Source organism: Sphingosinicellaceae bacterium (assembly GCA_019285715.1).
Classification (GTDB): Bacteria; Pseudomonadota; Alphaproteobacteria; order Sphingomonadales; family Sphingomonadaceae; genus Glacieibacterium.
The window spans coordinates 2,559,887-2,574,762 of the sequence record CP079108.1 but is presented as its reverse complement, the minus strand read 5'-3'; the positions used below and the strand labels follow the sequence as shown (position 1 = coordinate 2,574,762).

The 14,876-nt window shown below is 67.8% G+C and carries 17 protein-coding genes and 1 pseudogene; 11 read left to right on the top strand and 7 right to left on the bottom strand.

The annotated features are described in order from the left end of the window. Positions 1–45: 45 nt before the first annotated feature. The gene (locus KX816_12065) at positions 46–1,581 is read right to left on the bottom strand and encodes an acyl--CoA ligase (GenBank protein QXQ05022.1); all 1,536 of its coding nucleotides are present in this window, start codon (positions 1,579–1,581) and stop codon (positions 46–48) included. Positions 1,582–1,830: 249 nt separating this feature from the next. Between KX816_12065 and KX816_12060 the strand changes: the two genes are divergently transcribed. From KX816_12060 to KX816_12030, 7 genes and pseudogenes are all read left to right on the top strand, one after another. Next, positions 1,831–3,060 (top strand): toxic anion resistance protein, encoded by a 1,230-nt coding sequence (locus KX816_12060; protein QXQ05021.1) that lies wholly within the window; start codon positions 1,831–1,833, stop codon positions 3,058–3,060. A 1-nt stretch (position 3,061) separates the two neighbouring features. Beyond that, complete coding sequence (locus tag KX816_12055) at positions 3,062–3,787, top strand: hypothetical protein (protein QXQ05020.1); 726 nt, start codon at positions 3,062–3,064, stop codon at positions 3,785–3,787. A gap of 86 nt (positions 3,788–3,873) precedes the next feature. Continuing rightward, positions 3,874–4,089, top strand: coding sequence for a DUF2945 domain-containing protein (locus KX816_12050; protein ID QXQ05019.1), 216 nt, complete (start codon positions 3,874–3,876; stop codon positions 4,087–4,089). After that, positions 4,089–4,427 (top strand): hypothetical protein, encoded by a 339-nt coding sequence (locus KX816_12045; GenBank protein QXQ05018.1) that lies wholly within the window; start codon positions 4,089–4,091, stop codon positions 4,425–4,427. Before KX816_12050 ends, KX816_12045 begins: the two co-directional genes overlap by 1 nt. A 62-nt stretch (positions 4,428–4,489) precedes the next feature. After that, positions 4,490–5,411, top strand: a pseudogene (locus tag KX816_12040) (SDR family oxidoreductase). A gap of 61 nt (positions 5,412–5,472) precedes the next feature. Beyond that, on the top strand, positions 5,473–6,309 hold the full coding sequence (locus KX816_12035) for an acylglycerol kinase family protein (GenBank protein ID QXQ05017.1): 837 nt from the start codon (positions 5,473–5,475) through the stop codon (positions 6,307–6,309). Continuing rightward, positions 6,306–7,034, top strand: a complete 729-nt coding sequence (locus tag KX816_12030; protein QXQ05016.1) for a metallophosphoesterase — start codon at positions 6,306–6,308, stop codon at positions 7,032–7,034. Before KX816_12035 ends, KX816_12030 begins: the two co-directional genes overlap by 4 nt. 4 nt (positions 7,035–7,038) lie before the next feature. On the opposite strand, the gene KX816_12025 is transcribed toward KX816_12030, so the two are convergent. Next, a complete protein-coding gene (locus KX816_12025; GenBank protein QXQ05015.1) occupies positions 7,039–8,304 on the bottom strand; it encodes a type VI secretion protein ImpB in 1,266 nt (421 codons plus the stop codon). Positions 8,305–8,436: 132 nt separating this feature from the next. On the opposite strand from KX816_12025, the gene KX816_12020 reads away from it, so the two are divergent. The 4 genes from KX816_12020 (at position 8,437) to KX816_12005 (ending at position 11,153) form a co-directional block, all read left to right on the top strand. Continuing rightward, entirely contained in the window at positions 8,437–9,096 is a 660-nt protein-coding gene (locus KX816_12020; GenBank protein ID QXQ05014.1) for a 50S ribosomal protein L25/general stress protein Ctc, read from the top strand. Between the two features lie 23 nt (positions 9,097–9,119). Beyond that, complete coding sequence (gene pth / locus KX816_12015) at positions 9,120–9,689, top strand: aminoacyl-tRNA hydrolase (GenBank protein ID QXQ05013.1); 570 nt, start codon at positions 9,120–9,122, stop codon at positions 9,687–9,689. A 157-nt stretch (positions 9,690–9,846) separates the two neighbouring features. Next, a complete protein-coding gene (ychF, locus tag KX816_12010; protein QXQ05012.1) occupies positions 9,847–10,947 on the top strand; it encodes a redox-regulated ATPase YchF in 1,101 nt (366 codons plus the stop codon). A gap of 50 nt (positions 10,948–10,997) precedes the next feature. Further along, positions 10,998–11,153 carry a hypothetical protein gene (locus tag KX816_12005; GenBank protein ID QXQ08718.1) on the top strand — a complete coding sequence of 52 codons (156 nt, stop codon included), beginning with the start codon at positions 10,998–11,000 and terminating at the stop codon, positions 11,151–11,153. 5 nt (positions 11,154–11,158) lie between these two features. Here KX816_12005 and KX816_12000 read toward each other — a convergent pair whose 3' ends face one another. From KX816_12000 to petA, 5 genes are all read right to left on the bottom strand, one after another. After that, positions 11,159–11,716: an adenine phosphoribosyltransferase gene (locus KX816_12000; GenBank protein ID QXQ05011.1), complete on the bottom strand. Its 558-nt coding sequence runs from the start codon at positions 11,714–11,716 to the stop codon at positions 11,159–11,161. 4 nt (positions 11,717–11,720) lie between these two features. Continuing rightward, the gene (locus KX816_11995; GenBank protein QXQ05010.1) at positions 11,721–11,921 is read right to left on the bottom strand and encodes a hypothetical protein; all 201 of its coding nucleotides are present in this window, start codon (positions 11,919–11,921) and stop codon (positions 11,721–11,723) included. Between the two features lie 81 nt (positions 11,922–12,002). Next, positions 12,003–12,848, bottom strand: a complete 846-nt coding sequence (locus KX816_11990) for a cytochrome c1 (protein ID QXQ05009.1) — start codon at positions 12,846–12,848, stop codon at positions 12,003–12,005. A gap of 13 nt (positions 12,849–12,861) precedes the next feature. Further along, positions 12,862–14,202 (bottom strand): cytochrome b/b6, encoded by a 1,341-nt coding sequence (locus KX816_11985; GenBank protein ID QXQ05008.1) that lies wholly within the window; start codon positions 14,200–14,202, stop codon positions 12,862–12,864. A 10-nt stretch (positions 14,203–14,212) separates the two neighbouring features. Next, on the bottom strand, positions 14,213–14,770 hold the full coding sequence (petA, locus tag KX816_11980; protein ID QXQ05007.1) for a ubiquinol-cytochrome c reductase iron-sulfur subunit: 558 nt from the start codon (positions 14,768–14,770) through the stop codon (positions 14,213–14,215). Positions 14,771–14,876: the final 106 nt, after the last annotated feature.

Here is a 14,876-nt window from a genome sequence, read left to right as displayed (position 1 = left end):
GATTGGACAAAATCGACAATTGTTAACGTCTTCATCACGTTAGCGTTACGAACCGTTGGTCGTCGCGTGCCAGCCATCCCGCAACTCGCGCTTCAGCACCTTGCCAATCGCACTGCGGGGCAGCGCGTCGACGACCTCGATCGCGCTCAGTCGCTGGGTCTTTCCAAGCCGGGCGTTGACCCACTCGCGCACCGCCGCGCCGTCGCCGCCGCGCAGCGCTACGAATGCCACCGGGGTTTCGCCCCACGTGTCCGACGGCACGCCGACCACCGCCGCCTCGACAACGTCGGGGTGTTCGGCGAGCACGGCCTCGAGGTCGCTCGGGTAGATGTTGAAGCCGCCCGAGATGATCATGTCCTTCTTGCGGTCCATGAGAGTCAGGAAGCCGTCCTCGTCGAAGCGACCGACGTCGCCGGTACGCATGAAGACGCGGCCGTCGGGGGCGACCCACTGGGCCTCGCGGGTCTTGCCGGGCTGGCCGTGGTAGCCGAGCATCGTCGCCGCCGAGTGCCCGACGATCTCGCCGACCTCGCCGGGCGGAAGCTCGGTGCCGTCGTCGCCGAGCACCCGCATGTCGTGGCCGGGTGCTGGCCGCCCGACGGTATGCAGCTTGTCGGGGAAGTTGTGCGCGACCAGCACGCAGGTGCCGCCGCCCTCGGTCATGCCGAAATACTCGACCAGCCCCCCCGGCCAGCGTGCCAGCACGTCCGCCTTGAGCACAGCCGGGAAGGGCGCCGAGGTGGCGAACTTCATGACCGTGCTCGACAGGTCGAAGCTGTCGAACTCGGGCAGCGCCATGACGCGGCGGTACTGGACCGGGACCAGCATGGTGTGGGTCATGCGGACCCGCTCGGCGAGGCGGAGATACTCGAGCGCGTCGAACTTGGGCATCAGCACGATCGTACTGCCGCCGCCGACCGCGGGCAGGAAGCTCGCCATCGTGGTGTTCGAGTACAGGGGCGTCGACAGCAACGTCACCGAGCGCGGGCCGTAGTCGAGCTTGGCCCCCGCCGCGATATGGCCCCAGCGCATCGCGTGGCTGTGGACGATGCCCTTGGGCGTGCCGGTGGTACCGCTCGAATAGATAATGTTGAACGGCGTCGTCGGCGCGATCTCGACGGGGGCGAAGCGCGCATCGCCGAGCCAAGCTTCGAACTCGTCGGGGCGGTCGAGGCGGACGACGGGCACCGCGATGGTCTCGTCCGCCAGCGTCGCGAGGACGGGGCCGTCGCTGAAGAACACCTGACCGCCGCTGTCCGCGACCATCGCGGCGATCTGCTGCGGGGTCGATGACGGTGCGATCGGCGCGACGCAGACGCCGGCGCGAAGGGCTCCGAGAAAAACCGCGGCATAGGGGATGGACGTCCCGGCACAGACCGCTATGCGCTCGCCCGGCGCGATGTTGAACGCCTGCAGCCGGGCCGCGACGCGGTCCATCAGTGCATCGAACGCGCCGTAGTCGATGCGCTCGTCACCGACGATAAAGGCGATTCGCCCAGGCTCGGCGGCGGCGTGGCCGCGGACGAGGTCGGGCAGCGTCCCGAAGGGCAGGTCGCGGGGGTCGGCGGCGGGAGTGTCCATAGTAGGACTATGCGGGCCCGCCCCCACATTGTCATCCCGGCGAACGCCGGGACCCAGCTTTGTCCCAGGCTCGGTGAGCGTGGAGAAGCTGGGTCCCGGCGTTCGCCGGGATGACAAGAAGGCGGGTGGGCGGCGAAGCCCGCGCCCCTTGAACTCCCGCCACCCCCACCGACATACCCTCGCAACACAGTAGAGCGCCGCGTCCCGATCTGCTAACCCTCGCCTAAGCAACTACCGGAGCTTCGCCTTATGGCCACCCAGGCCCCGACACCGACTGCCGCCCCGACGCTGAGCGCGGAGCCGGCGATCACGCTGACCCCGCCGTCGCCGATCGCGGCGATCGCGCCCGAGGCGTCGTCGGGGCTGGTCCCGGTCGACGACGGCACGCGGACCAAACTGGACGCCAACGTCGACAAGTTCATCGCCGAGCTGGTCGCCGAGGACGCCGCGTCGCCCGCGTTCGGCGCCAAGGTCGACCAGTTGACCAACCTCGGCGCGCGCGAGATCGCCGAGGCCGCCGGCCAGTCGAACCGCTTCCTCGACCGCCCGGTCCGTGCCATGGACCGTGACACCGGCATCGGCGCGAACCTGACCGAGCTGCGCGCCACCATCGAGGACCTCGACCCCGGCAAGCGCGGCAATCTCCTGTCGCGCAAGAAGCTGTTCGGGTTGATCCCGTTCGGCGGCAACAAGCTGCGCGGGTATTTCGACAGCTACAAGTCGGCGCAGTCGAACATCAGCGCGATCCTGTCGCGCCTCGCCAGCGGCAAGGACGAGCTTCTCCACGACAACGCCGCCGTCGACCTGGAGCGCGCCAACCTGTGGAAGACCATGGGCAAGCTCGAGCAGATGATCCACGTCTCCAAGACGCTGGACTCGCGGCTCGAGGCCAAGGCCGCCGAGCTTGACTACAGCGAACCGGCTAAGGCCAAGGCGATCCGCGAGAGCGCGCTGTTCTACATCCGCCAGCGCACCACCGATCTGCTGACCCAGATGGCGGTCAGCGTGCAGGGCTACCTTGCGCTCGACCTCGTCAAGAAGAACAACGTCGAGTTGGTCAAGGGCGTCGACCGTGCCTCGACGACGACCGTCGCCGCTTTGCGCACCGCCGTCACCGTCGCGCAGGCGCTGACCGCGCAGAAATTGGTGCTGGAGCAGATCACCGCGCTCAACACGACCACCGCCGGCATGATCGATTCGACCGGCGAGCTGCTCAAGACCCAGACCGCGGTTATCCACCAGCAGGCGGCGTCCTCGACGATCCCGATCGCGACGCTGCAGCGGGCGTTCCAGAACATCTACCAGACCATGGACGCGATCGACACGTTCAAGGGCCAGGCGCTGGAGTCGATGAAGACCACGGTGAACGTGCTGACGTCCGAGGTCGAGAAGTCGCGCGGCTACATCGCGCGTGCCGAGGGTGCGCAGAACAAGGCACTGGCCGGTGCGTCGCCGGCCTTCGCGGCGCTCGAGGGCTGACATGTCACGCGAGGTCGACAACGCGATCCGCCGCTTCGACGAGGTCCTCGACCGGCTACCGGGCGGCATCGGGCGCGGCGTCACCACGCGGCGCATCCAGCGCACCGTGACCAACGCCGGGCGGCGGATGCGGCGCGGTGTCATCGCGGTCGCGGTCGAGCTGCTGGCTTTGCTCGCCTACTCGTTGTTCATCGGGCCGATCGGGGTGGTCGGGTTCCTCCTGGCGATGCTGCTGATCCCGCTGCTGTTCGTGATCGCCGCGTCGCTGCCGCTGCGGAACGCCGACGTCGCGCCCGAGATGCTGAAGAAGACCCCGCCGGCGCAGCTGCCGAAGCGCGCGGAAATGTGGCTCGACCAGCGCCGCGCCGACCTGCCGCGCCTTGCCGCGCCGACGCTCGACCGGATTTCCGCGCACCTCAACCAGATCGCGCCGCAACTCGCCGCGGTGCCGGAGATGGACCCGGTGGCGCAGGACGTCAGCCGCCTGCTCAACACCCACCTGCCGGAACTGGTCGAGCGCTACACCAAGGTGCCGGCGTCGCTGCGCACCGCCCCCGATGCCGACGGCGGCCCGAGCATCGAGGCGCGGCTGGTCGAGGGGCTGAAGACCGTCGACGGCGAACTGGCGCGCGCGTCGGAAAGCCTCGCCTCCGGTGACCGCGACGCGTTCCTGATCCAGGGCAAGTTCCTCGAGAATCGCTACAAGCCCGAGGGCGTCGTCCAATGAGCCGCGTCGTCGGATAGCGCGACGTTCCGACGCGGAACCGCTATCTTCGCCAGCCGGTTGTCGCTCCAATAAGCGGGAGACGAGCAATGGCGACGAAAACCCTGAAAGCCGGCGACAAGGTCGAGTGGGACTCGAGCGGCGGGCACTCGGTCGGCAAGGTGGTCAAGAAGGTCACCAGCCCAACGCAGATCAAGGGCCACAAGGTCGCTGCGTCGAAGGATAATCCCGAATACATCGTCAAGTCAGACAAGGGCGGCGGCGTCGCCGCGCACAAGCCCTCCGGCCTCAAGAAGGCCAAGTGATGGCTCGCCCCAAGCCGATCGACCTCACCCCGCCCGCCGGGGTAGCGCGCGAGGCCGCCAAGGGCCTCAAGCTGCGTGAGAAATTCAACCGCGGCGGCACCGACGTTGGGGTCAACCGGGCCCACCAGCTTAGCGAGCGCAAGCCGGTGTCGGCCGCCGACATCACCGCGATCAGCAGCTATTTCAAGCGCCACGTCGTCGACAAGGACGCCAAGTCCCATAAGTGGGGCGACATCAACGACCCGTCGCCGGGCTACGTCGCGTGGCTGTTGTGGGGCGGCGATCCCGGCGAGCGCTGGGCCGACCGCGTCAAGTCGCAGCTGGACAAGAGTAAGTGAGCCTGCCCGGCTCGGATCGTCGCGCAGTTATCTTCGGCGCGGGCGCGCTTGCTGCGGCCGCGATGGGTAGCGCCGCCGCCGCGCAGGTCCCGGCGAACCCGCGCAGTGCCGGGCCGATCGTGCCGTCGCGTAACACGGTGCTGGCGGGCAAGGTCGCGGTCGTCACCGGAACGGCGCGCGGCATCGGGCGTGCCATCGCGGTCGAGCTTTGCGGCGAACGGCGCAGATGTGGTCCTGATCGATATTGCCGGGCCGGTTAGCCCGGCCTCGAACGCCCGGCCGGCGACGTCGGGCGAACTCGCCGAGACCGAGCGCCAAGTGAAGGCGCTTGGCCGCCGGGCGCTTTCGATCGAGGCCGATATCCGCAACATCGGGGCGTTGCGCCGCGCAGCGGACCGCACCGAGAGCGAGTTCGGGAAAGTCGACATCGTCGTCGCCAACGCCGCGATTCAGCGCTGGAAGCCTCTGCTCGAGATGGAGGACAGCGACTGGCGCGACGTCATCGACAACAATTTGAACGGCACCGCCAACACGGTACGCGCCTTCGCGCCGAAGCTGGTGGCACAGAAGTCGGGGCGGATGATCCTGGTGTCGTCGCTGCAGGGCAAGCACGGCACCGCCGGCGCGAGCAGCTATTCGGCATCGAAGTGGGGCATCATGGGCCTGATGAAGTCGGCGGCGATGGAATTCGGCAAGTACGGCGTTACGGTCAACTGCATCCTGCCCGGCCTCGTCGACACCGCGCTGACCCGCTACCCTGAGCGGTGGAGCCACGTCATCGGCGAAACGCAGGAGAATCCGCCCAAGAAACCGACCGAGGCGGAGACCTGGAACAACCGTGCGCCGCGGGTGCCGCTCCGCGTCGCGTGGTTGCGTCCCGAGGACATCTCCCCGATGGCGGTGTTTCTTGCGTCCGACGCCTCGGCGATGGCGACTGGCGCGGCATTCGAGGTCACTGGCGGCGACAGCGCGGAGAACGTCTGAGGCGACGGCTGTCGCGGATCTGTCATGGAACTCTGCCCGTGACCAAGCGCTTGCCCGCGCAATGACCGCCGCTGCTCCCATCCGACGCGCCTGGCTGGTGGCCAATGCCGGTTCCGGCTCGACCGAGGCGGATGGACTGGACTGGATGGCGGCGGCGCTCGCCGGGCAAGGCGCAGAAGTCGTCGGCAAGACCGACTTTCCCGACGAGCCGCTGCCAGATGCGTCCCGGCTCGATGCCGCCAGGGCAGACACGCTGATGATCTGCGCCGGTGATGGGACCATAAACGCGGCGGTCGTCGCCACTGGCGACTGGGGTGGTCAGTGCCTCGTGCTGCCCGGCGGGACGATGAACGGGCTCGCCAAAGCGCTCCACGGTGACGCGGCACGCGAGGCAATCGTGCAGGCTGCCGCAGGCGCGACACTCGTCCATCCGCCGACCGCCAACGCAGAAGGACGCACCGCGCTGGTCGGCGTCATCCTCGGCCCGGCGGCGTCTTGGGTTCATGCCCGCGAGGGTGTCCGCAAGGGGCGGTTCGCCCGCGCCATCCGGGCCGCGCGCATTGCCTGGGCGCGCTCGTTCGGGCGCACAATCCGCGTCGCCGGAGCGCCCGGTCACCACCGCGCGGTCATCGTTACGCCGCGCACGGAGGGCCTCGACTATGCGACGATCAGCACCGCCGGGGTCAGCGACGCGATCCGCCTCGGCTGGAACTGGCTGCTCGGCGACTGGCGGAGCGACGCCGGCGTCAGCGTCGCGGAAGGGGCGGAGGTGACGCTCGTCGGTCACCGCTTCGTGCGTGCGCTCTTCGACGGCGAACCGGCCAAGCTCGAGACACCCGCCTGCATCCGCCACGGCCAGACCCGTCTCGCCTTTCTTGCCACGGCCCCCGCCGAATGACGCGCATCTTCCACGTCTCGGACGTCCATTTCGGCACCGAGGACCGCGACGCCTTGTTGTGGTTCGCTGCCACCGTCGCCGCCGAGCGCCCCGACCTCGTGCTGCTCACCGGCGACCTGACCGCATCCGCCCGCCGCAGCGAGTTCGCTGCCTGCTGCGACTGGCTCGACAGCCTGTTGGTGCCGATCCGGGTCGAGCCCGGAAACCACGACCTCCCGGTCTATCGCCCGCTGCTGCGCCTGCTCGATCCCTACGCCCGGATGCGGGCCGTGATCGCGCGCTATCACAAGCCCCTCGAACTGTCGGACGTGACACTGGTGTCGCTCAAGACCACGGCGCGGGTGCAGCTGCGGCGCAACTGGTCGCTCGGGCGTGTCGGCAGCACGACGCTGGCGGCGGCGTTGGCGGGGCTGAAGCAACGCGACCCGGCGAAGCTCGCGCTCGTCACCTGCCACCACCCCCTGATCGACCAGGGCACCCGCAGCTCGGGCCGGACGCGGGGTGGAGCGGCAGCGCTCGAGGTGCTTGCCGCCGCCGGGGCCGATGCGGTCTGCACCGGCCATGTCCACGACCCATTCGACCGGCTGTGGGAAGGCGGCGCTCGTCCCGTCCGCCTGATCGGCGCGGGCACGCTGTCGGAGCGCACGCGCGCGACGCGGCCGTCGTTCAACTTGCTCACAGTGGCGGGGCGAGAGCTCGAGGTCACCGTCCGCGCGATGGCCTGAACCCTCACTCGCTGAACTCCGCCAGTTCCGGGATCCGCGTGAAAGCGATTTTCGGCCCCGACGAGCGCGTCGCACCGTAGGCATCGTGGCCGACCGTCACCGCATCCCGCCCCCAGCGCGAATTGGCCTTGTCGAGTGCGCGGCTCAGCGACAGGCGCTTGGCCTCGGTGGCGGCGCTGATGCTGGTGCCGGCGTCGAACAGCGACAGCTGTGCCTCGCTGGCGGGGCTCAGTTCGAGGAAAGTGACGGAGACCTGCCGATAGCGGTTTTCGGACATTTCGCCGAGCATCCGGGTCCACAGGCCATCGAGCGCGTCGAGCAGGGTGAAACTGTCCTGGGCCGCGACCAGCCGCTGCCCGTGCGACCACTTGGTCTTGTCCTCGCCCTTGACGGTGAGCACGACCAGCGAGGTCCGGCACTCCATCCGGCGCAGGCGGGTCGCGGCCTTCATCAGCAGGCGGCGCGCGACCAGCCGGGCGCGGTCGGGGCTGCGCTTCTCGGGGCCGAGGACGTGGCTGTGGCCGATGGTGCGGCGCTGGACGGCGCGCTCGGGCAGGTCGGCACCGCGCAGCAGCCAGTACAGCCGCTCGCCCCAGACGTTGCCCCAGACCTCGTGCGCCTCGCGCGGGGACAGCGACAGGATGCGCGCCATGTCAACGACGCCCTTCGCCGCGAGCCGCTTCTCCATGTTGCGTCCCACGCCGGGAATGTCGCCCGGGCTGAGCGAGCACAGCCGCTCGTGGCGGTTGCCAGCATCGAGCACGGTCAGCCCGTCGGGCTTCATCATGTCGCTGGCGATCTTGGCGAGCAGGCGGTTCGGCGCGACGCCGATCGAGGACTTCAGGCAGATCCCGACGTTGGCCGCGACCCCGGCCTTGATCCGGTAGGCGAGGGCTTCGACCTGGTCGCGGCGGTTCTCGTTGTCCATCAGGCGGCACGCGACCTCGTCGATCGAGCAGACCGCGGTGACCGGAATATGGGTCTGGATCTCGGCGATGATGTCGTGGTGGAAGCGCACATACGCCTCGTGGCGCGCTGGCACGACGACGAGGTCGCGGCACATCGCCTTGGCCTGCCAGATCGGCGTACCGGTCTTGATGCCGAAGGCTTTCGCTTCATAGCTCGCGGCAATCGCCGCAGTTGAGTCGGTGTGGACCGCGGCAACCGCGATCGGCCGCCCGCGGAGTTCGGGCTGGAGCTGCTGCTCGACACTCGCGAAATAGCTGTTGAGATCGAAATACAGCCAGCGAAGGGGCGGCGACTCGTCCATACTGACTGTGTAGCACGGCTAGAACATTCGGAGAACACGGAGCGGCGGGTTGCCTTTCGCGTTCCCGGCCACTATAGGCCCGCTTCCCGTGCCCGCATCCCTGGAGGCGCACGGTATCTCAGGAGCAGCAACATGAGCGAAGCGATGCAACTCGCGGCCGTGGTGCGCGATCGGGCAGGCAAGGGAGCCTCTCGTGCCGTGCGTCTATCCGGTCGTGTACCCGCCGTCATCTACGGTGACAAACAGACCCCGGTCATCATCCACGTGCCCTTGAAGGAGCTGACCAAGCTCCTCCACACTGGGCACTTCATGAACTCGGTCGTCGAGCTCGAGCTGGACGGTGCCAAGCACCGCACCCTGCCGCGCGACGTCCAGTTCAACGTCGTCAGCGACCGCCCCATCCACGTCGATTTCCTGCGCCTTGCCGCCGGTGCGACGATCGCCGTCGAGGTGCCCGTGCACTTCAGCGACGAAGACAAGTCGCCGGGCATGAAGCGCGGCGGCACGCTCAACATCGTCCGCCACGAGGTCGAGCTCAACTGCCCGTCCGACTCGATCCCCGACCAGCTCGAGTTCTCGCTGGCCGGTCTCGACATCGGCGATTCGATCCACATCTCGGCGATCACCCTGCCGGCCGGCGTCACGCCGGTGATCAGCGACCGCGACTTCACCATCGCGACGGTGGTTGCGCCGTCGGCCCTGCAGAGCGCAGACGCCGCCGCCGACGAGGAGATCGCCGCTGCTGCTTCGGCCGCCTCGACCGCCGAGGCTGAAGCCGAGAAGTCCGAGTAGAGCGTTCTCTGGGGCTGGCGCAGATGCAGATCTTCGCCGGCCTCGGCAACCCGGGCGCGTCCTACGCGCTGCACCGGCACAACGTCGGCTTCATGGCGGTCGACACGGCCCACGACCTGTACCGCTTCGACCCGTGGCGCGTGCGTTTCCAGGGCCTGGTCGCGGAGGGGCGCATCGGCAGCGAGAAATTGCTGCTGCTCAAGCCCGCGACTTTCATGAACGACAGCGGTCGGTCGGTGGGTGAAGCGCTACGCTTCTACAAGCTCGGGCCGGACGCACTCACGGTGTTCTACGACGAGCTCGACCTCGCGCCCGGCAAGGTCCGGGCCAAGACCGCCGGCGGTGCAGCGGGCCACAACGGCATCCGCTCGATCGACTCGCATGTCGGGCCGGAGTATCGCCGGGTCCGCCTCGGCATCGGCCACCCGGGGCACAAGGACCGGGTGCTCGGCCACGTTCTTTCGAACTTCGCCAAGGTCGAGCAGGACTGGCTGGCCGACATGCTCGGCGCGGTCGCGGCGGAGATGCCGTGGCTGGTGACCGGCGACGATGCGCGGTTCATGAACGAGGTCGCGCGGCGGACGGCCGACTAACTTACCCTCCCCTTCAGGGGAGGGTCCGAGAGACGGCGCAGCCGGCCCGGGGGTGGGCCTTCTGCGCCGGATAAGCGAGACCCACCCCCGGGCCGCTGCAAGGGCAGCGTCTCTCGCCCCTCCCCTGAAGGGGAGGGGGCAGACAGAAGGAACGAGCATGGGCTTCCGCTGCGGGATCGTCGGGCTGCCGAACGTCGGCAAGTCCACGCTGTTCAACGCTTTGACCGAGACAGCCTCGGCGGCGGCGGCTAACTATCCGTTCTGCACGATCGAGCCCAACGTCGGTAACGTGCCGGTGCCTGACCCACGCCTGGCGCCGCTGGCGAAGATCGCCGGCTCGGCCAAGATCATCGAGACCCAACTCGGCTTCACCGACATCGCCGGCCTGGTGCGCGGCGCGTCCAAGGGGGAGGGGCTGGGCAACCAGTTCCTCGGCAATATCCGCGAGACCGATGCCATCGTCCACGTCCTGCGCTGCTTCATCGACGACGACGTCACCCATGTCGAAGGCAAGATCGACCCGATCTCCGACGCCGAGACGGTCGACACCGAGCTCATGCTCAGCGATCTTGAGAGCCTCGAGAAGCGCGTGCCGGCGCTCGCCAAGAAGGGGATGCAGGGCGACAAGGAAGCCAAGATCGCGGCCGCCGTGCTTGGACGCGCGCTCGACCTGCTCCGCGACGGCAAGCCGGCGCGCCTGACGGTTCCCACCGACGAGGAGGAGCAGCGCGCGCTCGACCAGGCGCAGCTGCTGACTGCCAAGCCGGTGCTTTATGTCTGCAACGTCGAGGAGGCGTCGGCGGCCAAGGGCAACGCGCTGTCCGACAAGGTCGCTGCCATGGCCAAGGCTCAGGGTGCAGCGGCAGTCGTTATCTCCGCCGCGATCGAGAGCGAGATCGCCCAGATGGACCCCGCCGACCGCCCCGACTTCCTCGCCGAACTGGGACTGACCGAGACCGGCCTCGCCCGCGTCGTCCGCGCCGGATACGATCTGCTCGGGCTGCTGACGTTCTTCACCGTCGGCCCGAAGGAGACCCGCGCCTGGACGGTTCCCGCCGGCTCGCGCGCCCCGCAGGCCGCGGGTGCGATCCATTCGGACTTCGAGAAAGGCTTCATCCGCGCCGAGACGATCGCTTACGCGGACTATATCGAGTTCAAGGGCGAGGCTGGCGCCCGCGACCACGGGCGCTTTCGCTCCGAGGGCAAGGAGTATGTCGTTGCGGACGGCGACATCCTGAACTTCCGATTCAACGTATGACGGGGCGCGAACTCAAGCCGCGGAGTCCGAGGGCTGGGGTGCTGGACACCGTGCAGACGGGGCGCGTCGACTGGCGGCTGGGCCGGGCAATGAGGGTCTCGGTGCGGGTCCAGATCACGCCGGCCGGACTACTGGCGATCGGCGCCATGGTGTCGGCGATGCTGCTGTCGAGTGCCGAGATCGTGCGCGCGGCACGGCGTCGCTAATAGGTTCAGTCGCCTTCGAACGAGACCAGCGTACTGACCTCGACCCCGGCCTGGCGCAGCCGTTCGGCGCCGCCCAGTTCCGGCAGATCGATCACGAAGGCGGCTCCGAGAACCTCGGCTTGTGCCTGCCTGAGCAGCGCGACCGTCGCCAGCGCGGTACCGCCCGTCGCGATCAGGTCGTCAACGATAAGGACGCGCGCACCTTGTGCGCAGGCATCGGCGTGCATCTCGATGCGGTCGTGGCCGTATTCGAGCGCGTAGTTGATCCCGAGCACCGCGCCCGGCAGCTTGTTCTGCTTGCGGATCAGCAGCAGCCCGCAGCCAAGGCGCTGCGCCAGCGCGGCCCCGAAGACGAACCCGCGAGCTTCAATACCGGCGACCAGTGTCGGCCGGAGATGGCTGGTCGCCGCCGCCAGGCGCTCGACGGATGCGTTGAAGCCTGCGCCATCGAGCAGCAGAGTGGTGATGTCGCGGAACTGGATCCCGGGCTTGGGATAGTCGGGGATCGTCCGGATGAGCGCGGCGAGGTCGGCGTTCGCGGTCCCGCCCGCCGCCTCGCTCATCGCCTCACTTCTTGGCGGCCACAGGGACCGCGCCGGGCGTGCCGCACTTGGCGAACTTGCCGTCCTTGCGGCATCGCGCAGCTGGAGCGGGCGGGCACTTCATGAACTTGCCCTTGGCGTCCTTGCAGGGCGCGGCAATCGCCGGGGCGGACATGCCCCCGAGCGCGACGGCGAATGCGGCGGCGAAAGCGAGCGTGCGGGTCATGGCGTCCCTCCGGCGTTGAACCGTCGACGATGCTGTCACTTTCGCCAGCGTGTGTCCACCGGCGCACCGTCGACCATTGCATCAATGATGCGGGACAGGCTCGGTTCCGCTGGGGGTCGCAGTCTTCTTGCCCTTCACGTCCGCCCAGACCCGGCTGTAGGTCATGTAGGCCAAGCCCGTGAGCACGATCAGGAAGATGATCACTCCGAGCCCGGTGCGGTGGCGCGCCTCGAGCTTCGGCTCGGCAGCCCACATCATGAATGCTGCGACGTCGGTGGCTTCCTGGTCGAGCGTCGCCTTGGTGCCGTCGGCATAGGTGATCTGGTCGGCGGCCAGGGGCGGCGGCATCGCGATGTTGAGACTGCGGAAATACGGGTTGTAGTACAGGCCGTCGGGCACCTTCCAGTCAGCGGGTGCGTCCCGGTAACCGGTAATCAGCGCATGGATGTAGTGTGCACCGCCCTCACGCGCCTTGGCCAGCAGCGAGAAGTCCGGCGGCAGCGCGTTGTTGTTGGCGGCACGCGCGGCGATCTCGTTCGGGAACGGCGGCGGGAAGTGGTCGCTGGGCAGGCCCTTGCGGGTGTTCGCTTCACCGGTCTTGTCGTCGAGCGAGGGGATGTCATAGCCCTTCGCCAGTGCCTTGACCTCAGGAACCGTGAAGCCGAGCTCCGCGAGATTGCGGAACGCGATACGGTTGAGGCTGTGGCAGGCCGAGCAGACTTCCTTGTACACCTGGAAGCCGCGCTGCAGCTGTGCCCGGTTGTAGGTGCCGACCACCGGGTTGTCGAAGCTGAACGAAACCTCCTTCGGTTCCAGATGATATTTCTTCACCGGGTCCGGCGTCACCGCGTCACGCGGGGTGAAGGCGGCGAGGAACAGCGCGGCGCAGAAGACGATGCCGACGAAAGCGGCGATCAGGCGGACCATGTGTCGTTGCCCCTTATTCGGCCGGCTGCGCGTGGCCGGTGGGCGGCAGCTCGGCGATCCCGGCACCGGGCAGCTGCTGAGCCGCTGGCGCGCCGAGATTGGTGTGATGCTTGAGCACGGCTTCCGAGATCGAATTCGGGAGCGGCAGCGGCGTCTCGATCCGGCTGATGATCGGCAGGATGATGAGGAAGTGCGCGAAGTAATAGGCTGACGCGAACTGGCTGAGGCGCACCCACGGCTCCTCCGCAGGCTTGCCACCGCAGACGCCCAGGATGATGACGTCGACGACGAAGATCCAGAAGGCGATCTTGGCCATCGGCCGGTAGTTGTTCGACTTGACCGGCGATGTGTCGAGCCACGGCAGGAAGAACAGCAGCAGGATGGCCGAGAACATCGCCAGCACGCCCCACAGCTTGGCGGGCACGAAAGCGAAGTCGACGGTGAAGGCGCGGAGGATCGCGTAGAATGGCCAGAAATACCATTCCGGGACGATGTGCGCCGGGGTCGAGAGCGGGTTGGCCGGGATGTAGTTGTCGGCCTCGCCGAGCGCGTTCGGGGCGAAGAACACCACCGCAGCGAACAGCGTCAGGTAGACGCACAGGCCGAAGAAGTCCTTGGCGGTATAATAAGGGTGAAACGGCACGGTGTCCTGCGGACCCTTGACGTCGATGCCGGTCGGGTTGTTCGAGCCCGGGATGTGCAGAGCCCAGACGTGCAGGATGACGACCCCGAGGATGACGAACGGCAGCAGATAGTGCAGCGAGAAGAAGCGGTTCAGGGTCGCGTTATCCGGCGAAAAGCCACCCAGCAGCCAGGTGTGGATGACGTCACCGACCAGCGGGATCGCCGAGAACAGGTTGGTGATAACGGTCGCGCCCCAGAAGCTCATCTGCCCCCAGACCAGCACATAACCCATGAACGCGGTCGCCATCATCAACAGGAAGATGACGAGGCCGAGCAGCCACAGCACCTCGCGCGGCGGCTTGTACGAGCCATAGAACAGGCCACGGAAGATGTGGATGTAGACCGCGACGAAGAAGAAACTGGCGCCGGTGGCGTGCATGTAGCGCATCATCCAGCCGCCGTTGACGTCGCGCATGATGTGCTCGACGCTGTCGAAAGCGACCTGGGTGTTGGCGGCGTAATGCATCGCCAGCACGATGCCGGTGATGATCTGCAGCACCAGCGCGACCCCGGCGAGAACGCCGAAGTTATAGAAATAATTCAGGTTCTTCGGCACCGGATAGCCCGCGCCGACGCTGTCATAGACGAGGCGCGGCAGCGGCAGGCGGCTGTCGACGTATTTGCCGAAGGCGGTGGTCGGCTCGTAGTGGCGTGCCCAGGGGAAGCTCATGCTACGTGCCTCAACCGATGGTGACTTGGGTGGGGGTCTTGAAGGCGTAGTCCGGCACTTCGAGGTTCTTCGGTGCCGGGCCTTTGCGGATACGCGCTGCAGTGTCGTAGGTCGAGCCGTGGCACGGGCAGAAATACCCGCCGAAATCACCGCGGTTCTCGCCTTCGCCGGCGCCCAGCGGCACGCAGCCGAGGTGGGTGCAGACGCCCAGCGTGATCAGCCAGTTGTTGTGGCCCGCCTTGGTGCGCTGCGCCAGCGTCTGCGGGTCGCGCAGGGTGCTGATATTCACCGCGTTCGCCTCGGCGATTTCCTTCGGCGTCAGGTTGCGCACGAACACCGGCTTGCCGCGCCAGCTAACCTTGATCGCCTGGCCGGGGACGATCGACGAGATGTCGACGTCGATCTGGGCCAGTGCGAGAACGTCGGCGGAAGGGTTCATCTGGTTGACCAGCGGCCACGCCACGGCGGCCGCGCCGGCAGCCGCGAAGGCTCCCGTCGCGATATAGATGAAGTCGCGGCGACGCTCGCCGGTATCCGTCAGATTGTCGTCGTGCGGCTGGGTGGCCATGCGGGTTCGAACTCTCACGCAATTGTTGCAGGGCTGTTAGCCTCCCGAGGTGCTGCAGCGCAACGGGCATTTTGGCGCGGGTGCGGGTTGCCGAGCTTATCGCCGC

What these genes read in the sequence shown, in the direction of transcription:
- KX816_12050 (QXQ05019.1), top strand. Translation starts at nt 3,874, where the DNA reads ATGGCGACGAAAACCCTGAAAGCCGGCGACAAGGTCGAGTGGGACTCG.
- KX816_12000 (QXQ05011.1), bottom strand. Translation starts at nt 11,716, where the DNA reads ATGAGCGAGGCGGCGGGCGGGACCGCGAACGCCGACCTCGCCGCGCTC.
- KX816_12060 (QXQ05021.1), top strand. Translation starts at nt 1,831, where the DNA reads ATGGCCACCCAGGCCCCGACACCGACTGCCGCCCCGACGCTGAGCGCG.
- KX816_12030 (QXQ05016.1), top strand. Translation starts at nt 6,306, where the DNA reads ATGACGCGCATCTTCCACGTCTCGGACGTCCATTTCGGCACCGAGGAC.
- KX816_11990 (QXQ05009.1), bottom strand. Translation starts at nt 12,848, where the DNA reads ATGGTCCGCCTGATCGCCGCTTTCGTCGGCATCGTCTTCTGCGCCGCG.
- KX816_12055 (QXQ05020.1), top strand. Translation starts at nt 3,062, where the DNA reads ATGTCACGCGAGGTCGACAACGCGATCCGCCGCTTCGACGAGGTCCTC.
- pth (QXQ05013.1), top strand. Translation starts at nt 9,120, where the DNA reads ATGCAGATCTTCGCCGGCCTCGGCAACCCGGGCGCGTCCTACGCGCTG.
- ychF (QXQ05012.1), top strand. Translation starts at nt 9,847, where the DNA reads ATGGGCTTCCGCTGCGGGATCGTCGGGCTGCCGAACGTCGGCAAGTCC.
- petA (QXQ05007.1), bottom strand. Translation starts at nt 14,770, where the DNA reads ATGGCCACCCAGCCGCACGACGACAATCTGACGGATACCGGCGAGCGT.
- KX816_12065 (QXQ05022.1), bottom strand. Translation starts at nt 1,581, where the DNA reads ATGGACACTCCCGCCGCCGACCCCCGCGACCTGCCCTTCGGGACGCTG.
- KX816_12035 (QXQ05017.1), top strand. Translation starts at nt 5,473, where the DNA reads ATGACCGCCGCTGCTCCCATCCGACGCGCCTGGCTGGTGGCCAATGCC.
- KX816_12045 (QXQ05018.1), top strand. Translation starts at nt 4,089, where the DNA reads ATGGCTCGCCCCAAGCCGATCGACCTCACCCCGCCCGCCGGGGTAGCG.
- KX816_12020 (QXQ05014.1), top strand. Translation starts at nt 8,437, where the DNA reads ATGAGCGAAGCGATGCAACTCGCGGCCGTGGTGCGCGATCGGGCAGGC.
- KX816_11995 (QXQ05010.1), bottom strand. Translation starts at nt 11,921, where the DNA reads ATGACCCGCACGCTCGCTTTCGCCGCCGCATTCGCCGTCGCGCTCGGG.
- KX816_11985 (QXQ05008.1), bottom strand. Translation starts at nt 14,202, where the DNA reads ATGAGCTTCCCCTGGGCACGCCACTACGAGCCGACCACCGCCTTCGGC.
- KX816_12025 (QXQ05015.1), bottom strand. Translation starts at nt 8,304, where the DNA reads ATGGACGAGTCGCCGCCCCTTCGCTGGCTGTATTTCGATCTCAACAGC.